This is a genomic window from Alcaligenes sp. Lyrl_28 (genome assembly GCF_051948705.1).
Lineage (GTDB): Bacteria > Pseudomonadota > Gammaproteobacteria > Burkholderiales > Burkholderiaceae_B > Alcaligenes > Alcaligenes ammonioxydans.
The window spans coordinates 601,364-620,514 of sequence record NZ_JAYJLG010000001.1; the positions used below are offsets into that span (position 1 = coordinate 601,364).

General features: G+C 56.6%; 17 protein-coding genes and 1 tRNA gene. 9 read left to right on the forward strand and 9 right to left on the reverse strand.

Annotated features, from left to right (window positions below):
• Positions 1-217 precede the first annotated feature (217 nt).
• The 5 genes from ypfJ (at position 218) to VF694_RS02725 (ending at position 4,520) form a co-directional block, all read left to right on the forward strand.
• Complete coding sequence (gene ypfJ / locus VF694_RS02705; RefSeq protein ID WP_440163660.1) at positions 218-1,072, forward strand: KPN_02809 family neutral zinc metallopeptidase; 855 nt, start codon at positions 218-220, stop codon at positions 1,070-1,072.
• Between the two features lie 72 nt (positions 1,073-1,144).
• Positions 1,145-1,220 (forward strand) — tRNA-Lys (locus VF694_RS02710).
• A gap of 371 nt (positions 1,221-1,591) precedes the next feature.
• The gene (locus VF694_RS02715; protein WP_003802911.1) at positions 1,592-1,714 is read left to right on the forward strand and encodes a hypothetical protein; all 123 of its coding nucleotides are present in this window, start codon (positions 1,592-1,594) and stop codon (positions 1,712-1,714) included.
• A 1,217-nt stretch (positions 1,715-2,931) separates the two neighbouring features.
• Positions 2,932-3,270, forward strand: a complete 339-nt coding sequence (locus VF694_RS02720; protein ID WP_003802910.1) for a P-II family nitrogen regulator — start codon at positions 2,932-2,934, stop codon at positions 3,268-3,270.
• Positions 3,271-3,284: 14 nt separating this feature from the next.
• The gene (locus tag VF694_RS02725; RefSeq protein ID WP_003802908.1) at positions 3,285-4,520 is read left to right on the forward strand and encodes an ammonium transporter; all 1,236 of its coding nucleotides are present in this window, start codon (positions 3,285-3,287) and stop codon (positions 4,518-4,520) included.
• Positions 4,521-4,644: 124 nt separating this feature from the next.
• On the opposite strand, the gene VF694_RS02730 is transcribed toward VF694_RS02725, so the two are convergent.
• Positions 4,645-5,097 (reverse strand): c-type cytochrome, encoded by a 453-nt coding sequence (locus VF694_RS02730; protein WP_003802907.1) that lies wholly within the window; start codon positions 5,095-5,097, stop codon positions 4,645-4,647.
• A gap of 101 nt (positions 5,098-5,198) precedes the next feature.
• Entirely contained in the window at positions 5,199-6,575 is a 1,377-nt protein-coding gene (gene purB, locus VF694_RS02735; protein ID WP_059317963.1) for an adenylosuccinate lyase, read from the reverse strand.
• 235 nt (positions 6,576-6,810) lie between these two features.
• Between purB and VF694_RS02740 the strand changes: the two genes are divergently transcribed.
• Complete coding sequence (locus VF694_RS02740; protein ID WP_003802903.1) at positions 6,811-7,422, forward strand: glutathione S-transferase family protein; 612 nt, start codon at positions 6,811-6,813, stop codon at positions 7,420-7,422.
• Between the two features lie 59 nt (positions 7,423-7,481).
• Here the strand turns inward: VF694_RS02740 and VF694_RS02745 are convergent, their stop codons facing one another.
• Positions 7,482-8,333 carry a helix-turn-helix domain-containing protein gene (locus VF694_RS02745; RefSeq protein ID WP_440163661.1) on the reverse strand — a complete coding sequence of 284 codons (852 nt, stop codon included), beginning with the start codon at positions 8,331-8,333 and terminating at the stop codon, positions 7,482-7,484.
• 84 nt (positions 8,334-8,417) lie between these two features.
• Here VF694_RS02745 and VF694_RS02750 point away from each other — a divergent pair, with 84 nt between their 5' ends.
• Positions 8,418-9,515 carry an alpha/beta hydrolase gene (locus VF694_RS02750; RefSeq protein ID WP_440163662.1) on the forward strand — a complete coding sequence of 366 codons (1,098 nt, stop codon included), beginning with the start codon at positions 8,418-8,420 and terminating at the stop codon, positions 9,513-9,515.
• On the opposite strand, the gene VF694_RS02755 is transcribed toward VF694_RS02750, so the two are convergent.
• The 6 genes from VF694_RS02755 to VF694_RS02780 all read right to left on the reverse strand — a co-directional run bounded on the left by VF694_RS02755 (position 9,502) and on the right by VF694_RS02780 (position 16,988).
• On the reverse strand, positions 9,502-10,314 hold the full coding sequence (locus VF694_RS02755) for a sulfite exporter TauE/SafE family protein (RefSeq protein ID WP_003802898.1): 813 nt from the start codon (positions 10,312-10,314) through the stop codon (positions 9,502-9,504). The two genes, VF694_RS02750 and VF694_RS02755, sit on opposite strands and share 14 nt — an antisense overlap.
• Positions 10,315-10,323: 9 nt before the next feature.
• A complete protein-coding gene (gene mnmA / locus VF694_RS02760) occupies positions 10,324-11,439 on the reverse strand; it encodes a tRNA 2-thiouridine(34) synthase MnmA (RefSeq protein WP_039943632.1) in 1,116 nt (371 codons plus the stop codon).
• Positions 11,440-11,640: 201 nt separating this feature from the next.
• On the reverse strand, positions 11,641-13,062 hold the full coding sequence (locus VF694_RS02765; protein WP_003802895.1) for an FAD-binding oxidoreductase: 1,422 nt from the start codon (positions 13,060-13,062) through the stop codon (positions 11,641-11,643).
• Between the two features lie 26 nt (positions 13,063-13,088).
• Complete coding sequence (gene aroG / locus VF694_RS02770; RefSeq protein ID WP_272942518.1) at positions 13,089-14,183, reverse strand: 3-deoxy-7-phosphoheptulonate synthase AroG; 1,095 nt, start codon at positions 14,181-14,183, stop codon at positions 13,089-13,091.
• 485 nt (positions 14,184-14,668) lie between these two features.
• Positions 14,669-14,899, reverse strand: a complete 231-nt coding sequence (locus tag VF694_RS02775; RefSeq protein ID WP_059317966.1) for a YbdD/YjiX family protein — start codon at positions 14,897-14,899, stop codon at positions 14,669-14,671.
• A 1-nt stretch (position 14,900) separates the two neighbouring features.
• Complete coding sequence (locus tag VF694_RS02780) at positions 14,901-16,988, reverse strand: carbon starvation CstA family protein (RefSeq protein WP_003802889.1); 2,088 nt, start codon at positions 16,986-16,988, stop codon at positions 14,901-14,903.
• Between the two features lie 520 nt (positions 16,989-17,508).
• Between VF694_RS02780 and ehuB the strand changes: the two genes are divergently transcribed.
• Both ehuB and ehuC read left to right on the forward strand, forming a co-directional pair.
• Complete coding sequence (gene ehuB, locus VF694_RS02785) at positions 17,509-18,375, forward strand: ectoine/hydroxyectoine ABC transporter substrate-binding protein EhuB (protein ID WP_240208533.1); 867 nt, start codon at positions 17,509-17,511, stop codon at positions 18,373-18,375.
• 102 nt (positions 18,376-18,477) lie between these two features.
• The gene (ehuC, locus tag VF694_RS02790) at positions 18,478-19,149 is read left to right on the forward strand and encodes an ectoine/hydroxyectoine ABC transporter permease subunit EhuC (RefSeq protein WP_003802885.1); all 672 of its coding nucleotides are present in this window, start codon (positions 18,478-18,480) and stop codon (positions 19,147-19,149) included.
• The last annotated feature ends 2 nt before the right edge of the window (positions 19,150-19,151 follow it).

Sequence of the window (19,151 nt, forward strand, 5' to 3'; positions counted from 1 at the left end):
GTCCGCCTGAACCACTTGTCCACTTATCCACATTTTCAGTGGGCAAGCACGGGGATAGCCTTTGGACAAGTCCCATTAATCTCGGTAATTCAATAACTTGTCATCAGGGGGGTAAGGAACGCCCCGCTGCTCGGAACCGATGACAAGAATCGAAAACGAGTCGGCCACAGCCTCGAAATCAGAGTACATTGACGTTTTCAAATTCAAGGAGAGCGTGATGCGTCTGGATAAGTCTCGCTCCAGCCGTAATGTCGAGGACCGCCGTGCCAATGGGCCACGCCTGAGCGGCGGCAAGATCGGCTTGGGGACCATTGTTCTGGCCCTGGTGGCCATGTACTTCGGGGTCGACCCCAGCGTGGTGCTGAACCTGGCCGAGGGCCCGACTCCCGCCCCACAATCTCAACCGGTTCCCGCCTCGGATGCGCAGGGACAGACTATTGCCAAAATCCTGGGTGAAACCGAGGATGTATGGCGCGATATTTTTGCCAAGCAGACCAATGGCAGCTACCGCGATCCTGTGCTGGTTCTGTATCGTGGATCGACTCCCACGGCTTGTGGTGCAGGCCAATCGGCAATGGGACCGTTTTACTGTCCTGCCGATCAAAAGCTCTATATTGACCTGGGCTTTTTTACCGAGATGGAACACGCGATGGGGGTCAAAGGCAACTTTGCGCCCGCTTACGTTATTGCGCACGAGGTTGGTCACCACGTTCAGAATCAACTGGACATGATGCGTCGCGTAGATGAAGCCCGTCGCAGCGGCTCGGCCTCACAGGCTCGTCAGGCTTCCGTGCGCCTGGAACTGCAGGCCGACTGCTATGCGGGCATATGGGCCAATCACGCCGATGCCCAACGCCAGATTCTGGAGCCGGGGGACATTCGCTCCGCACTGGATGCTGCTCAAGCAGTAGGCGATGATACGCTGCAGAAGCAATCTCAAGGCTATGTGGTGCCCGATTCCTTTACCCATGGCAGTTCGCAACAGCGCATGGCCTGGTTCATGGAAGGGTATAAAACCGGTCAGTTAAAAATGTGTGACACGTTCAGTCGGCCCGATCCGAAGCTTGGATAAACGTAAAATTATGTAACCATGTCTTGTGGTGAATAATTTCCGTTCTATAATCTTTTTCTTCGCAGGAAACGGGGGTCGTTAGCTCAGTTGGTAGAGCACTGGACTCTTAATCCATTGGTCGACAGTTCGAGTCTGTCACGACCCACCAAGTATCTTGCGACTTACAGAAGATTTCTCTGTAAACGTTTGCTCCGCAAATCACACATTGCTCCGCAAACTCGTAAATTAGCCCGCCATAGAGCGGGCTTTTTTGCGTCCTCACCCTCAAAGGCCAACTTAGACCATCCAGTGTCGAGCTGCTCCAAGGTGCCCCCCCAATCAGCCAACTCACACGCCATGTGTCAACGCTACACAGCCGGGTTATCGGGACGGAAGCCTGATCGTCTTTCTCGACACGCAGACTTGCCGTGACTTGCAACCGAAAAAAACGGGCAAGACCTTCCAGGTCGTCATAGTTGTTTACGATGTCTGCGCCAGAAATCCGATACGCTGGAAGATCACTTTAGCCAGGAGATGTTCATGCTAAATGCGATTGATCCCACCAAAGCTCCCGACACCACGCCTCCAGGCAAGACGCCCAACCCCGAACCTGATCCCAAAAAGATCCCGGGCAATGAGCCTCCGGCCCGGAAAAAACCGTAAACCTTTGCTCGAGGCCAGCTGCTTCGCCTGCGTTCGAGCGCTGCGCTCATATCCTCAACGGGTCGCATGTCATTACATTGAGATGCGGCCTGAAATGGTTGCTACATTTTCTGCAGTACAGTGAATCGTGGTGACATTTATTACAAGCCATCACTCCACGATGATTGGCCTGCCAAATTGCAAACGCTATTACATCAACCGCAAAATTATTTGAGGAGCATTGTATGGCCCAGCTAGATCGCGGCACCATGTGCATCATGTGCCAAACCCTTCCACTCTCGCAACCTAACGCCCAACGACATCCCTACCTCAAACCCATCCGACGAGTCGACGACGCCGACGAACAAAGCACGGAAAGTCTTTACCACTGCACCGTGTGCCAGACCCACTGGCTCTATCAACGTGACAAATGGGACGCCTGCCTGGGATTCAAATTATGGCAAGGAGGCCTGCAGGCATTTAACCGACGGCATGTACCACTTACCTTCCCCTCAAAGAGCACATCGGGCGCAAACAGCCCCTTGCACCCCGGCCCCGACCTGCTTTCCTGATCCTTGCGAGTTGTAGAACTGGCCACATCCGTACCCGGGCAGCGCTTAGACGCTGGCTGCCCTGTCAACCGCCCTCTCCTGAGTCCTTGTTGCAGGCTGACCCTGCTCGCCGCGTTCACCAAGATCGTGACGCCGCGAGGCTCTCCCCCCTACAGACCAGACACTTTCGCGATACAAACAGGTTTACCGTGCCTGTTCGCGGGCGGGGCATTTTTTCAAACCGAATGTTGCAAAGTTAAGACTATTCAAAAAAAATCGGTACACAATGCGCACTTGTTGCGCCGCAACATATATTATTTTTCCATAGTCGTTGTTCCTGCGGTGGTGAGATGAGCGGAGACAGGCGTCACAGAGCGCTGCTGTTATCTCGCTGCCCACCGACTAGGCAAGACCGGGGTCACGTGCCTAGCTAGCTTACTCGCCTTGCCGGAATTGTGTTGCTCTTCAACCTACAACACAGGTCCGCTTGCCTACCACTTGCGTTCGCGCTGTCACACACCTTGCTGACAGCCGGAGAGTCGCTCAAACCGGCCATGCCCGGTTGCACTCAAGCCATCCATCAGGATTACCCATCCTGGTCGGCCCCCTCTCAACCGTCTCCTACCCCCTTCGGTGTTCCTTTGCATTCGTCTGGCTGGCTTGCCTGTGCTTACTTCAGGAACACCTATGAAACTGATTACCGCCATCGTCAAACCCTTCAAGGTTGACGAGATACGCGAGGCCCTTTCCGATCTGGGCATACAGGGGATGACGCTGACCGAGGTTAAAGGGTTCGGTCGCCAGAAAGGCCACACCGAGCTCTACCGCGGTGCGGAATACGCGGTCGACTTTCTGCCCAAGATACGCATTGAGCTGGCCATTCCCGACGAGCAGTTACCCAGCGTGCTGGAAGCCATCCAAAGTAGTGCCCGCACCGGTCGCATCGGTGACGGCAAGATCTTTGTCCAGCCGCTGGACCATGTCATCCGCATCCGCACCGGCGAATGCGATGAGCAAGCCCTGTAACCGGAGAACCCCTCATGAACAACGCTGATCTATCGTGGATGCTGGTCTCCACGCTACTGGTACTGATGATGGCCGCGCCGGGCCTGGCCCTGTTTTACTCAGGCATGGTGCGTCAAAAAAATGCCTTGTCCATGTTGTCCCAGACCTTGCTGGTATTCAGTTTGGGCGTGGTGCTTTGGTTTATCTATGGCTATTCACTGGCGTTTACGGCAGGCAATCCGTTTATCGGCAGTCTGGACAAGGTCTTTTTCAATGGCCTATTCAATGCCGCTGACCAACAGTTCTCCATGTCGGGTTCTTTGCCTGAGCTGCTGTTTGCGTCCTTTCAAGCCACCTTTGCCGGTTTGACTTGCGCACTGGTCGTAGGCAGTCTGGCCGAACGAGCCCGCTTGTCGGCTATTTTGGTCTTTACCGTGATCTGGTTCACACTGGCCTATCTGCCCATCTGCCATATGGTCTGGTTTGCCGACCCCCAGCACGGCGGCTTGCTCAACTCCCGTGGTGCGCTGGACTTTGCCGGCGGTACGGTCGTGCATATTAATGCCGGGATTGCGGGACTGGTGGGTGCCTGGCTGATTGGTCCGCGCCTGAATTATCGTCGTGAAGCCATGCCGCCTCACAACCTGCCACTGACCTTTATCGGCGCAGCCTTGCTGTGGGTGGGCTGGTTCGGCTTTAACGCAGGCTCGGCACTGGCGGCCAATGAAAACGCCACCCTGGCCTTCTTTAACACCATGTTGGCTGCCGCTATTGGCGTCATCGCCTGGGTACTGGGCGAATGGATCAGCAAAGGCCATCCCTCCTTACTCGGTGCGTGTTCAGGGGCAATTGCCGGTTTGGTGGGCATTACCCCGGCTGCCGGTTTTGTTGCACCTCTTGGCGCACTGGCCATTGGATTGATGACGTCCCTGGCTTGCCTGTGGGGCGTGAACGGCCTGAAACGCTGGCTGCGAGCCGACGATACGCTGGATGTCTTTGGCATTCACGGCTTGGGAGGGATTGTGGGCGCTCTGCTCACCGGCTTGTTCAACGCTCCCGTTCTGGGGGGGCCAGGTACCGCCGCCGGTAACAGTATCTGGATGCAGTTATGGATTCAACTCGAAGGCGTACTGCTCACCCTGGTCTGGTCGGGCCTGGCTGCCTGGATTGCCTTTAGCATTGCCAAAGCCGTTTGCGGTGGCCTGCGTGTCGACGCCGACCATGAGCGTGAAGGTCTGGATATCCGTACCCACGGCGAAACAGCTTACTAACACTGAGTACCGATCATGATTTGTGTTTATCTTGCCAGCAGGCAAACTGCCCCCTTCAAACACAGGCACAGGCCTAAAAGAAAAAGCCCTCTTTCGAGGGCTTTTTTACACGCAAACCAGCCGCTTATTTTTCTTTGCGGTAGGCATCATGGCATGTCTTACAGGACTTGCCCACATTGCCGAATGCCACACGGAAGGCATCGAAGTCACCCGAATCGGAGGCCACTTTCAACTTATCGATCGCAGTAGTGAACTCGTCGGTTGCTTGCTTGAAACCTTTAGCATCGCTCCAGGCCTCGGCTTTGGTCTCGCCGCCTTCCGTACCCGGTCCAAAAGCACTCCAAGGCAAAGCAGCCAAAACCGTCAATACTTCCACGTTCTTTGCGATCGCAGCCGCATCATACGGTGCTTCTTTTTTGGCTACAGGGGCCATGCGACCAAAGTGCGAGCCGATCAGGGCCATGCTGGCCTGACGGTAATCAATGGCTTGTTCTGGCTTGGCAAACTGGGCCGTAGCAGGCGCGACAAACGCCGCGCACATGGCGGCAGCGGCGGTCAGAAACGCAAATTTCTTCATGTGAACTCCTGTGTGATGAAACATAAAACACTTCATAAAGCACTAGCTCAAGAAAGCCGAAGGCAGCTGCCCCCCTATTTTTCAGGTACAGCCGCCTGGATTCAGATAGCCTTGGCCAACTGTACCGCCACGCCCAGATAGCTGCGTGGAGTCAGCTCAAGCAAATAGTTCTTGGCATCGGCGGGCAGCTCCAGACCACCAATAAACTCGCGCAATGCTTCCTCAGTAATACCACGGCCACGTGTCAGCGCTTTGAGCTGCTCGTAAGGCTGGGGCAGACCATAGCGGCGCATCACGGTTTGAACTGGTTCGGCCAGGATTTCCCAGCAGGCATCAATATCTGCATCCACTGCAGCGGCATTCAACTCCAGTTTGCCCAGACCACGCAGGCAGGCATCGTAGGCGACCACGCTATACCCCAGGGCCACGCCCAGGTTGCGCAGCACGGTGGAGTCGGTCAGGTCGCGCTGCCAGCGGGAGATGGGCAGTTTTTCGGACAGGTGACGCAACATGGCATTGGCCAGACCCAGATTGCCTTCCGAGTTCTCAAAATCAATCGGGTTGACCTTGTGCGGCATGGTGGACGAACCAATCTCGCCCTCTTTCAAACGCTGCTTGAAGTAGCCCAGGGAAATGTAGCCCCAGACGTCACGGTTGAAGTCCAGCAAAATGGTGTTGGCACGGGCAATGGCATCAAACAGGGCAGCCATCCAATCGTGCGGCTCAATCTGAATGGTGTAGACGTTTTGCGTCAAGCCAAGCCCACCCAGCACGCTCTTGCTAAAGGCAGGCCAGTCAATGTCGGGGTAAGCCGAGAAGTGCGCATTGTAATTGCCCGTCGCACCGTTCAATTTGGCCAGAGGCTCAACGGCGGCAATCGCCGCAATCGCGTTCTGCAAACGGGCAGCCACGTTGGCGAACTCTTTGCCCATGGTGCTGGGGCTGGCAGGCTGGCCATGCGTGCGCGAGAGCAACGGCTGTTCCGCATGCAGACGGGCCTGCGCCTTGATGGCATCGCACACTTCTTGCAACTGAGGCAGGATCACCTGCTCACGGGCACGCGTCAGCATCAAGGCATGCGACGTGTTGTTGATGTCTTCAGAGGTGCAGGAAAAGTGAATGAACTCGGCCGCCGCGGACAATTCGGCGTGATCGGCCACTTTTTCTTTAAGCCAGTATTCCACGGCTTTCACATCGTGGTTGGTAGTGCGCTCGATCGCCTTGATGCGAGCGGCATCCTCTTCCGAGAAGTTCTGCACCAGCGTCTTGAGTACCTCGCGGGCCTGGGCAGAGAAAGGCGGCAATTCGGGCAAACCTGCATCGGACAGGCCGATCAGCCAGGCCACTTCGACCTCCACGCGATGCCACATAAATGCGGCTTCGGACAACAGGCCACGCAAGGGGGCGGTACGGCTGCCATAACGCCCGTCCAATGGCGACAAGGCATTCAGAGTGCTCAGGGTATCGGCTATGTGCATCGTTCTACAGAAAAGAAGGGGGAATAAAGTCAGCCCGCATTCTAACATTGCGCACTGGCAGCCGGATGCCACGTGTTCGGCATAGGGACAGAATCCACCAGCCACCAGGCTATTTGACGAATAAACCACAGTTTTAAGACATTGTTCCACGCTATGGGGTCATGCCTTCTTAGCGAGGCGTTCGCCCGGAGGTTCCTGCTATACTTTTTGAGCCTGCAACTTTTGATAGCTTTTTATGAAACTTCTAGCTTCCCTCACAAGTCCATACGCGCGCAAAGTGCGTGTTGTCATGGCGGAAAAAAAGCTCGATTACGAGCTGATTCTGGAGGATGTGTGGGCCGATGACAGCGATATTCTGAAACACAATCCCCTGGGCAAAATCCCCTGTCTGATCATGGACGATCAGGCTAATTTGTTTGACTCCCGCGTGATCGTCGAGTATCTGGATACCCTCTCGCCCGTCGGCCGCCTGATTCCTCAAGCCGGACGTGATCGCGCTGCAGTCAAATGCTGGGAAGCCATTGCCGATGGCTTGCTGGATGCCGCCGTCGCCATCGTGGTGGAAAACCGCCGCCCCGAAGCACTGCGTCTGCCCTCGTGGATTGATCGTCAGAACAGCAAGATCACCGCCGCTCTGCAATCCATGAACAACACCCTTGGTGACCAGTCCTTTTGCATGGGAACCAGCTTTAGCCTGGCCGATATTGCCGTGGGCTGCGCACTGGGTTATCTGGACCTGCGCTTTCCGGAGCTGGACTGGCGCTCGCAGTATGGCAATTTGCAACGCCTGGATGAGAAACTCCAGACGCGCCCCTCGTTTGCCAGCACCTTGCCGCCTACGCAGTGAGCGTTGCGACAGCAAACCAGGGCCCATTCTTCTGAATGGGTTTTTTTATGTCTGCCGACTTAGCACTCGCCCAGTAAACGGTACATCCAGAAGGCCTCGTCAGTCTGTAGACGCTGGGCAAAACGGGCTGGCGAATAACCCGTAATCCGTTTGACCTCCCTACCAAAATGAGACTGGTCACTGTAGCCGGCTTGGAGCGCAAGCGCTGACCAGTCCGTCTTTTCCTGCTGCTGCAGCAAGTCAAAGGCACGCTCTACGCGCACATACAGTTGCAGTTCACGCTGACTTTGCCCAGCCCACCGCTTGATCTGTCTTTGCAATTGGCGCAAACCCGTTCCGGGGCGCGTCATTGCCGCCCTCATCGCCAAGGTTCGTAACCAATCATGTAAGTTGGCAGACCCCGCTTTGCTGCCCAGGCGCTCAGTAGGCGTGCAGCGATAAATGGCTGCTTCCAGTTGCTCGAACAGCCTTCCCTGCCCAGGCTGCACCTGCTCCAGAATCCGACAGGCCGCAGCCGGCAAGACCTGATCCATGGGCAAGACCTGATCCATCAAGGCATGGGGCTCAATACCAAACATCTGTCTTACGGCATCGGGGTAAAGCCCAATCGAAATGGCATGCACGGGGCCCGGAGACCAACTCATGGACGGGGTGCGCGAGGGCCCAGCCAGCACCATGCTGGACAAAGCCTCTGACAGAACCATCGGACCGCCCTCAGCCAGCATCCGAACCCTATGCAGCTGGCCATGAAAAATCCACGACAACACCACCAGCGGCGAGGCCGGATAACAATTCAAACGCTGCTCAGGCAGCAAATCCAGCCCGCGGGTGTCCCGCTCTACCCCCAGATGGATGCTGGCCGCGGTATGGCGGCGAGGACGATGCAGGCAGGCACGAGACAAAGTGGTCATGAGACGTCGCTTCCGTTCTATCCGGCCCGAGCAAGGCCGGCCACACTGACTGCTCTTCTTGTATCCTACTTCAGCTTCCTCTCCATGCCCAAAATCATTCTGCAAGGTTCCTGGTCCCACCGTTGCCGCAGCGTCCTTACGTTGTGGGCCACCACGGTGGATGTTCTGGCCCGACGGGCCATAGGCAGGCCACAAGTCCACGGCTGGACCATCTCCTTTGAGATCGCCACCCTGTTCTATCGAAAGCAGTTCAATCACGCCTTTCGTCTGGACAACATCGCTCAAAGCCGGGCTTACTTCGACAGTCTGTACACAATTGCAGAACCGGACCTGCCGGTACGGGTACAGGCCAGCACCGCTCAAGAGCCAAGGGGACACTGGTTTATTCCCGAGCATGCTGACAAGACCCACACTCTTTTGTACTTCCATGGCGGCGGCTATGCTTTTTATCCCGCGGTGTCACTGCACTTTATTCGTCTGCTCGCTCATCACCTGCAAACCACGATTTTTGCCCTGGACTATCGCCTGACCCCGGAGCATCCGCATCCGGCCCAACAGGACGATGCGGTGCAAGCCTACCGTTATTTGCTCGCCCAAGGCTTGCGCCCCCAAGACATAGTCCTGGGTGGCGACTCAGCGGGCGGCCATCTGGCACTGATGACCTTGGTGAGAGTGCGACAGGCGGGCTTGCCCCAGCCTGCGCTGGCCCTGGCCCTAAGCCCCTGGACTGATACCGGACGACGAGGGGCCAGTCAGTTTGGCCATGATCGCTACGATATGGTGCAGGGCTACCAGACACTGCGGTATGGGCAGTGGCTGAAAGGAGAGGGGCCCTGGAGCGATGCACAGCTCTCTCCCATCGCCCAGGATCTGCGTCATCTGGCCCCTCTCTATATCCAAGCAGGCGGCAAAGAAATCATGGTCGATATGATCCGCGATTTTGCCCGTGAGGCACACCGGCAGGGAGCCCAGGTACGCCTGGATGTGTGGCCGGACATGACGCACGAGTTTCATGCGTACGGCCGTACTTTGCCCCAAAGCGAGCAGGCACTTACCGCCCTACGGTCGGCGATGCGATGGACACAAGGGGAAAGTTTTGAGCCGCTAGAGGAAACCGAGCGGGATGCACTGGACTTTAGCGATGGCAAAGTCCAGTCTGAGCGCCTCATCAAGCCTGTGTAATGGCCTGCGCAATCATGTAGAGCGCCAGCACCGTCAGCATGCCGGCAAAAATGCGCTTGAGCGTCATCTGGTCAATCTTGTGGGCCAGACTGGCACCCAAGGGGGCGGTACAGATGCTGGTGGCCGAGACAATCAGCAAGGCAGGCCAGTAGATAAAACCAATCATGCCTGGATGACTGCCAAAGCTCACCTGGCCGGACCAGATATAGCCCACGCTATTGGCAAGGGCGATAAAAAAGCCCAGCGCGGCGGAGGTCGCAACCGCCTGCCGAACCGGCACATTGCCGCGTAGCATAAAAGGAACGGACAGAAATGCCCCGCCAGCACCCAGCAGACCGGACACAAAACCGATCAGCGCCCCCATGGCGGCAATCCAGAAAGGAGCCGGCAAGGATCGGCCTTGCACCGGGGCCGATTTACGGGCCATTTTGGAGGCCGAATACAAGACAAACGCCGCAAACACAATAGCCAGCGCCGTGCTGTCTATCATGGCGAACACCGCACCGCCCGACAGCAGCCCTCCCACTATCAGGCCCGGCACCATCACCTTGACCACATCCCAACGGATGGCGCCGTGCTTATGGTGAGCCCGCACGCTGGACAAGGAAGTAAACAAGATGGTGGCCATCGCCGTGGCGATCGAGGCATGAACGGCCAACTCCTGCGGCACACCAAACAGGGGCAGCAGAAAGGTCAGGAATGGCACCAGAATCATGCCCCCGCCAATCCCCAGCAGACCGGCGGCCAAGCCAATACCGGCACCCAGCACCAGCAAACTGATGACTAAAATGGGTTCCATGCCCGCCTCTTACTGAATAATGCCGCCGCCCAGGCAGCGCTCACCGTCATACAAGACCACGGACTGGCCTGGAGTGACGGCCCATTGAGGCTCGTCAAAATGTAAAGACAAGCTATCACCGTCGGCAGCCAGAATCGTGCAGGCCGCATCGGCCTGACGATAGCGCGTTTTGGCGTGAATCGGGCCCAACGCGGGTGGGTGACCTGCAACCCAGCTGGTCTGCTCGGCTTTCAATTCGGACTGTAACAACCAGGGATGATCATGACCCTGCACGACATACAGCGTATTCGTGGCCAGGTCCTTGCGGGCGGCATACCAGGCGTCGGCAGTCCCATCTTCGCGCTGCTTGCCCTTGACGCCACCAATGCCCAAACCCTTGCGTTGGCCATAGGTGTGGAAAGCCAGGCCCACGTGCTGGCCCAGCACCTGCCCTTCCGGTGTCTTGATCGGACCGGGCTGAGTGGGCAAGTAACGATTCAGGAACTCGCGAAAAGGACGCTCGCCGATAAAGCAAATGCCGGTTGAGTCTTTTTTAGCCGCATTGGGCAGCTTCAATTCCTCAGCAATACGGCGCACTTCCTGCTTGTTGATCTCGCCCAACGGGAACAGAGTGCGCGACAGTTGCGCCTGGTTCAGGCGGTGCAGAAAATAGCTTTGATCCTTGGAGGCATCCAGACCTTTGAGCAATTGATAGTCTGTGCCGCCCCCAGCCATGGGCACGCCACGCACACGGGCGTAATGGCCGGTGGCAATCCAGTCGGCACCCAAGGTCATGGCGTGGTCCAGAAAAGCCTTGAACTTGATTTCGGCATTGCACAGCACATCGGGATTCGGGGTACGACCTGCCGAATACTCTCGCAAGAACTCCGCAAACACGCGATCTTTATATTCCGCAGCAAAGTTGACTGCCTCGATTTCGACACCGACCAGATCAGCCACACTGGCCGCGTCCAGCCAGTCCTGGCGCGAGGAGCAAAATTCGGAGTCATCGTCGTCTTCCCAGTTCTTCATGAACAGGCCGACGACCTCATAGCCCTGCTCTTTAAGCAACCAGGCCGAAACGGAGGAGTCCACGCCGCCGGACATTCCGATAACGACGCGACCTTTTTTGGTGGAAATAGTCATTGCAGTGATGATGAGCGGGGCCACAGCCCGCAAACCCACGGACCGGCGCGCACCCGACTAACTAAAAAAAGCATTGTACGCCTGCCCTGACGCAAGTACAGGGACAGGCCGTCCCCGCACGGGGTTTCTGACAAGCTGTGCCGCCCCGGTCACAAAAGCCCAGGCTGGACAGACTGGGCTTGGTCAGGGGCAAGCGCGCGCTCAGGCCTGAGCGCGTGCGGGTAACATCTTCCCGGGATTCATGATGTTATGCGGGTCAAGCGCCCGCTTGATGCTGCCCATCACGTCGAGCGCATCTTGACCGTGTTCGGCCAGCATGAACTCCATCTTGTGCAAACCTACGCCGTGCTCGCCGGTACAGGTACCTTGCATGGCAATCGCCCGTTCCACCAGCCGGCGGTTCAGGCGCTCGGACTCGTCCCATTCCTCCTGACTATCGGCATCGAGCAACATCAGCACGTGAAAGTTGCCATCGCCCACGTGGCCCACGATAGTGTACGGAAACGGAGCCTGATCCATGTCGGCCGCGGTCTGGGCCACGCACTCTGCCAACGCAGAGATAGGGACGCACACGTCTGTGGTGCTGGAGCGGCACCCAGGGCGCAGTTGCAAGCCGGCAAAGTAGGCATTGTGTCGAGCCGTCCACAAACGGGAACGGTCCTCGGCCTTGTCGGCCCACTCAAAATCCATGCCACCATTTTCACGGGTGATTTCCTGAACTACCTGGGCCTGCTCCTGAACCCCGCTGGGGCTGCCATGGAATTCAAAAAGCAACAGGGGCGACTCTTTCAGTGTCAGCTTGCTGTAGGCATTGGTGGCACGTACGGCTGCGGTATCCATGAATTCGACACGCGCAATCGGAATACCCATTTGAATGACCTCGATCACGCTCTGCACGGCAGAGCGCAGATCGGGGAAATTACAGATGGCGGCAGAAATAGCTTCGGGCTGAGGGTACAGACGGACAGTCACTTCGGTGATGATGCCCAGCGTGCCTTCGCTACCGATGAATAGACGGGTCAGGTCGTAACCGGCCGAGGATTTCTTGGCGCGGTTAGCGGTATCGATAATGCGGCCGTCTGCCGTCACGACCTTCAGGGTCAGGACGTTTTCACGCATCGTCCCGTAGCGCACGGCATTGGTACCCGACGCACGGGTTGCCGCCATCCCGCCCAAGCTGGCATCCGCACCGGGATCGATGGGAAAAAACAAGCCCGTATCACGGATATGCTCGTTCAAGGCCATGCGCGTCACGCCAGCTTGCACCGTGGCGGTGAAGTCTTCGGCGTTGATTGCCACGATCTCGTCCATGCCGGACAAATCCAGGCTGACGCCACCTTGAATTGCCAGGAAATGTCCTTCCAGCGAGGAGCCAGCCCCGTAAGGGATCAGCGGCACATGATGCTCGTGACAATGACGGGCCACCCAGGCCACTTCTTCAGTGCTGCGGGCAAACACAACCACATCGGGCAGCATGGGTGGATAAGGCGATTCATCCCGACCATGGTGCTCACGCACGGCGTGAGACAGCGAACAACGCTCTTGAAACTGAGCCTGCAAGGCTTCTACAAAACCTTCAGGTAAAGGGCGCCGCACGATTTCGGCATGAGCGGGAGCATTCATGAACATTCCAAAAAGGCAAAACCTTATTATGAGTGGCTAAGTGCCCCTTCTTCAAGTGCGACCCGGGCCTGACGGCGCTGACGCACGGCTTGGGCCAGGTTCTCCAGCACCGCCACCGTGTCATCCCAATCAATGCAACCGTCCGTAATGCTTTGCCCGTACGTCAGCGGCTTGCCTTCGACGACGTCCTGACGGCCGCCGACCAGATGACTTTCGATCATCACGCCACAAATGCGCATATCGCCACCCGCAATCTGACCGGCCACATCGGCCAGCACTTCAGGCTGACGACGGTAATCCTTGTTGCTATTGGCATGGCTGGCATCGATCATCACACGCGGCACCATGCCGGCCTTGATCATGGCCTGGCTGGTGGCTTCGACATGCTCAGCGTCATAGTTTGGCGCCTTGCCGCCGCGCAGAATCACATGGCAATCGTTATTGCCCACGGTGGACACAATGGCGGAGTGACCACCCTTGGTGACCGACAGGAAATGGTGAGGTTGGGAGGCCGCCTTGATGGCATCCAGCGCAATGCGGATATTGCCATCCGTGCCGTTCTTGAAACCGACCGGGCAAGACAATCCCGAGGACAGTTCTCGGTGAACCTGACTTTCTGTCGTGCGCGCACCAATCGCGCCCCACGACACCAGATCAGCAATGTACTGGGGTGTAATCATGTCCAGAAACTCGCAGCCCGCTGGCAAATCCAGCTGGTTCACAGCCAGCAGCAATTCACGAGCAGTGCGCAAACCCTGATTGATATTGAAGCTGCCATCCATGTTTGGATCGTTAATCAGGCCCTTCCAGCCCACGGTGGTACGAGGCTTTTCAAAGTACACGCGCATGACAATTTCCAGCTCGGGCGCAAAACGCTTGCGCTGTTCTGTCAGGCGGCGGGCGTAGTCCATGGCCGCTTCGGTATCGTGAATGGAACACGGGCCCACCACGACCACCAGACGATCGTCCTGTTCGTGAAGAATCTTGTGGATGCTGCGGCGCGCCTTGTGAACCGTCGTCGATACAGCAGAGGTACACGGAAACTCGCGCATCACGTGCGATGGGGGAGAGAGCTCCTTAATTTCACGAATCCGTAAATCATCAGTATTGTGCGACACGATTTAACTCCAGTTGGTTTGCCAGGTCCGGGGGCAAACGAAAAAAAAGCCGCCCGGTCTATGCTGGCGGCTTATTTCAGGATTTAGGTCTTACTTCTGTTTGGTGCAACCCGTCCTTTCCTCCACCAGCGGCATCGGAAAAGCATAAAAATAAAAGAAGAAAACGGGGTTTGCGAAAGTCATGGGAAAAATCCTAACACAGTTCCTGAGGCGCCGCCAAACAAAACCAGCAAGATTCATCCAAAAAACCGCATAACAACAAAATATTTATACCAAAAACCCATGAAAAAAACCCATAAAACGAAACATATATTTCGTTTAGTGAATTTTATTGGCCCATTTGTTTCGTGCTGACGCAAAAAAACACGATAAATCGTTTAGAACCTTGGTTTGTCTTATTTTTACATCTAAACACAATTAGGCTTATTGTCATCGGACTGTCATGCAGAAAGGGCCAGAACCCTGGCTCTGACCCTTAGCCGACTCACTTAGCAGCACGCGATACGTCCTTTACCCCCATACCGCGCCTGCTGTCGTTCGCGGAAGAACTCGGCGTATGCCATCGGCTGTTGGTCCGGATGATTTACCCGCATGTGCGTCAGATAGGTCTCGTAATCCGGTACACCGACCATCAGACGCAAGGTGGTGGCCAGGTAGCGTCCCGTCCCCCGCCCTGCCTGGGCTCCGCGCGCTATCGCTCCAGTCAATAATCCTTTCATATCACGCTCCTGCTGTTGCCTGAGCCGGCAAAGGCTCATACAGCGTCTCGGCTGAATGTGGCACGGCACTGCGGCGCGCGTTCAACACGCAACGTATGCCAAAGAACACCATGCTCACAACCACAAAAATGAACAAGCCGCATAAGGTCGAGTTCACATAATCGTTGAAAATAACCTGCTGCATCTGCTCCAGCGATTTGGCAGGAGCCATGACCGTTTGTTCGGCCAGACCTTGTTGATACACCTTGGCATGCGCCAGAAAGCCGATCTTGGGATCAGGGTGAAACATCTTCTGAAAGCCGGCAAACAGCGTGCAGATCAACAGCCAGATAGTAGGAACCACGGTCACCCAGGCGTAGCGATCTTTCTTCATCTTAAAGAGCACCACCGTCCCCAGCACCAATGCCACTGCCGCCAGCATCTGGTTGGCAATACCGAACAAAGGCCACAACGTATTGATGCCACCCAACGGATCAACCACCCCCTGATACAGGAAATAGCCCCACGCCGCCACGCACAAGGACGTGGCAATCAGGTTAGCGACCAAGGACTCGGTACGGCGCAAGCCCGGTACGAAGGTGCCCATCAGATCCTGCAGCATGAAGCGGCCGGCACGGGTGCCGGCATCCACGGCAGTCAGGATGAACAGGGCCTCGAACAGAATCGCAAAGTGATACCAGAAACTCATCATCGCCGGCCCGCCGATGACATTATGCAAGATGAAGGCCATGCCTACCGCCAGGGTAGGAGCACCACCCGCACGCGAAATAATGCTGTTTTCACCCACGTCGCTGGCCATCTGGGTCAGATCGGCCGGCGTAATCAGAAAGCCCCAGCTGGACACCACTTGCGCGGCCTGTTCAGGAGTCGTGCCGATCAGGGCAGCCGGGCTGTTCATGGCGTAGTAAATGCCAGGTTCGATCACGCAAGCAGCGACCAAAGCCATGATGGCCACAAAGGATTCCATCAGCATGCCGCCGTAACCGATATAGCGCGCCTGGGTTTCGTTTTCGATCATCTTGGGTGTGGTGCCCGAGGAAATCAAGGCGTGGAAACCGGACACGGCACCGCAAGCAATGGTGATGAACAGGAAGGGGAACAAGCTGCCGGACCAGACCGGTCCTGTGCCATCAATAAATTTGGTGGTCGCTGGCATTTTCAGATCGGGTGCCACAATTACAATACCGATGGCCAGCCCCACAATCGTGCCGATTTTCAGGAAGGTGGACAGATAGTCACGCGGAGCCAGCAGCAGCCAAACGGGCAGCACAGCGGCAATAAAGCCATAAATAATCAGTGCCCAGGTCAGCTCTTCGCCATTCAACGTGAAGAACGGCCCCCAGGTGGGGTGCGCGGCCACGTCCTGGCCGTACACAATCGCGGCCAGCAGAAAGATCAGCCCGATCACCGAGACCTCGCCAATACGGCCCGGCCGCAGGAAGCGCAGATAAATCCCCATGAAAATGGCTAGCGGAATCGTCGCTGCCACCGTAAAGGTGCCCCACGGTGAGTTGATCAGGGCCTTGACCACAATCAGCGCCAGCACGGCCAGGATGATAACCATGATCATGAAGGCGCCAAACAGCGCAATGACGCCAGGCACCGTGCCCAGTTCGGACTTGATCAGATCCCCCAGCGAGCGCCCGTCGCGGCGCATGGAGATGAACAGAACGGTAAAGTCCTGCACGGCCCCCGCAAATACCACGCCGGCCAGAATCCAGAGCATGCCGGGCAGATAACCCATTTGCGCAGCCAGCACCGGCCCGACCAAGGGGCCCGCGCCAGCAATCGCCGCGAAGTGGTGACCAAAGAGCACATGCTTATTGGTCGGTACATAGTCCAGACCATCGTTATGACGCCAGGCAGGCGTCATGCGGGTGGCGTCCAGCTCAAAGACCTTACGAGCAATGAAACGGCTGTAGTAACGATAGGCAATCAAATAGACGCAGACTGCGGCGACTACGATCCATAGAGCATTGATGCTCTCCCCCCGGCTTAGCGCCACCGTTCCCAGGGCAAAGGCCCCCAGCACCGCAACCAGCACCCAAATCAGATGCTGTTTTATAAAACCGCCCTCTTCTCTGCTCATAGAGCCTCCACGATTTTGCATTAAGTAAGTCTGTCACCAACTTTTTTTCCGGCTGTACTTCTGATCTGAAGAAGTCGCCAGCTGCCGGTACAAGAGGCGCAGCACCGCGTAGGATGAGCACTCTTGCTGGGACCGCACAGTGTTCTTGATACCGTGCATTTCCCGCACCAGCAGGGTTTGAAAGCACCGTAAAGCGCACTTTCCAAAAAGGTGTCGGCGCGCCCGAAGGCGCGCCGAACTCATTCATGAATCAATCTGGGGTAGGCACAAGCCAGGCGCTTTTGAGAGGACAAGCGCTCTTTAATCCTTGGGAGCATAGTAAAAACACGTACTCAAGACACCACGCATTTTCCCTAAGACCAAACTCTTTATTTATATATAAATTCTAATCAGTTCTTTTGGTCGATAGTTTCTATCCATTTAATTTGAGTACGAATGATTTTATGCGCTATGATTTCCCTGCAAATCTTTCGTAAAACAAATCATTCATAACGAAATGGTAAAGGCGAGAAAAGGACTCATGATGAAACTACACTCCAAGCCCCTCTGCGCGCTGGCCTTGGCCCTGCTGGGCACCGTCGCTGCCGCCTCCAGCGCCCACGCGGTCACGCTGGAACAAGTCAAAGAGCGCGGCGTGATTCGCGTCGCCGTTGCAAATGAAATTCCTTACGGTTACATGGACATGTCCGGCAAGGCTCAGGGCGCAGGTCCTGAAGTGGCGCAAGCCATCCTGGAGCGTCTGGGCATCAAGGAAATCAAATGGGAAACCGCCAACTTCGGCTCCCTGATTCCCGGCCTGCAAGCCAAGCGCTTTGATATGGTGGCCGCTGAAATGGCCATCCTGCCGCAACGCTGCAATACCGTGCTGTTCTCCGAGCCCAACAGCTCGTATGGTGAAGGCCTGCTCGTGGCCAAGGGCAATCCCAAAAACATTCACGCCTACGAGGACTTTGCCAAGACCGATCACAAGATCGCCATCATGGCCGGTGCCGATCAATTGGAAATGATGCAGGCCCTGGGCGTACCCGATGATCGCATGATCACGATTTCCAACAACGCGGATGCCATCTCTACCGTCGCCACGGGTCGTGCCGACGCCTATGCTGCCACCGGCCAGACCGTCAGTGACCTGGCATCCAAAGGGAGCGGCAAGGTGGAACTGGCCGCCGAATTCAAGGACCCCGTCATCAACGGCACTCCGGTTCGCAGCTGGGGCGGTTTTGCTTTTGCCAAGGAATCCGAAGATCTGCGCGACGCAGTGAACAAGGAGCTGGCCGAATTCAAGAAAACCGAGGAATGGAAAGCGATCCTCGACAAGCACGGCTTTACCGAGGAAGACGCCAAGCACTCGTTTGAAAAATCCACGGAACAGCTGTGTAAAGCCTGATCCTTCACCTGCGGGTAAGGCGGCCGCACGAGCCTGCGTAGCCCCTCGCAAGGGCCCATTTCGCACCGGGAGTGCCCCGCCTGCCCTTGTCCGGAATCTGATATGGATTGGTTAAGTTACAGCTCGGCCCTGATGGAAGGGGCCTGGGTCACCATACAGCTCACCCTGTACTCAACGGTCGTGGGGGCCATCGCCGCCTTCGCGCTGGGTATAGGCAGGCTATCGCGATCTGTGGTCCTGCGCTCCTTGTCCATCACCGTTATCGAGGTGTTTCGCGGCACCTCTTTGTTGGTACAGCTATTCTGGCTGTACTTTGCCTTGCCGATTCTGGGCGAGTCGCTCGGTCTGGACTGGCGGCTGGACCCGGTCGTGGCTGGAACCCTGGCATTGGGCCTGAACATTGGCGCTTATGGGGCCGAAGTGGTGCGCGGCGCTATCCAGGCCGTACCGCATTCTCAACTGGAAGCCGCCAAGGCCCTGGACTTTACAGAACGCCAAACCCTTTGGCGCATCAGCCTGCCCCAGGCCATTCCAGAGATGATGCCCAGTTTCGGAAATCTGGCCGTGCAGAACCTGAAGGATACGGCCCTGGTCTCCCTGATCAGCTTGGGGGACTTGAGCTTTAGAGCTGAACAAATACGCAACTTCACCCAAGACAGCACCACCATCTACACCCTGCTCTTGCTGATGTACTTTGGCATGGCATTGGTACTGACCGTCCTGATGAAATTGCTGGAGCGCGCAACCGGCCGCTGGCGCGCGCAAAGGAGCTGAAC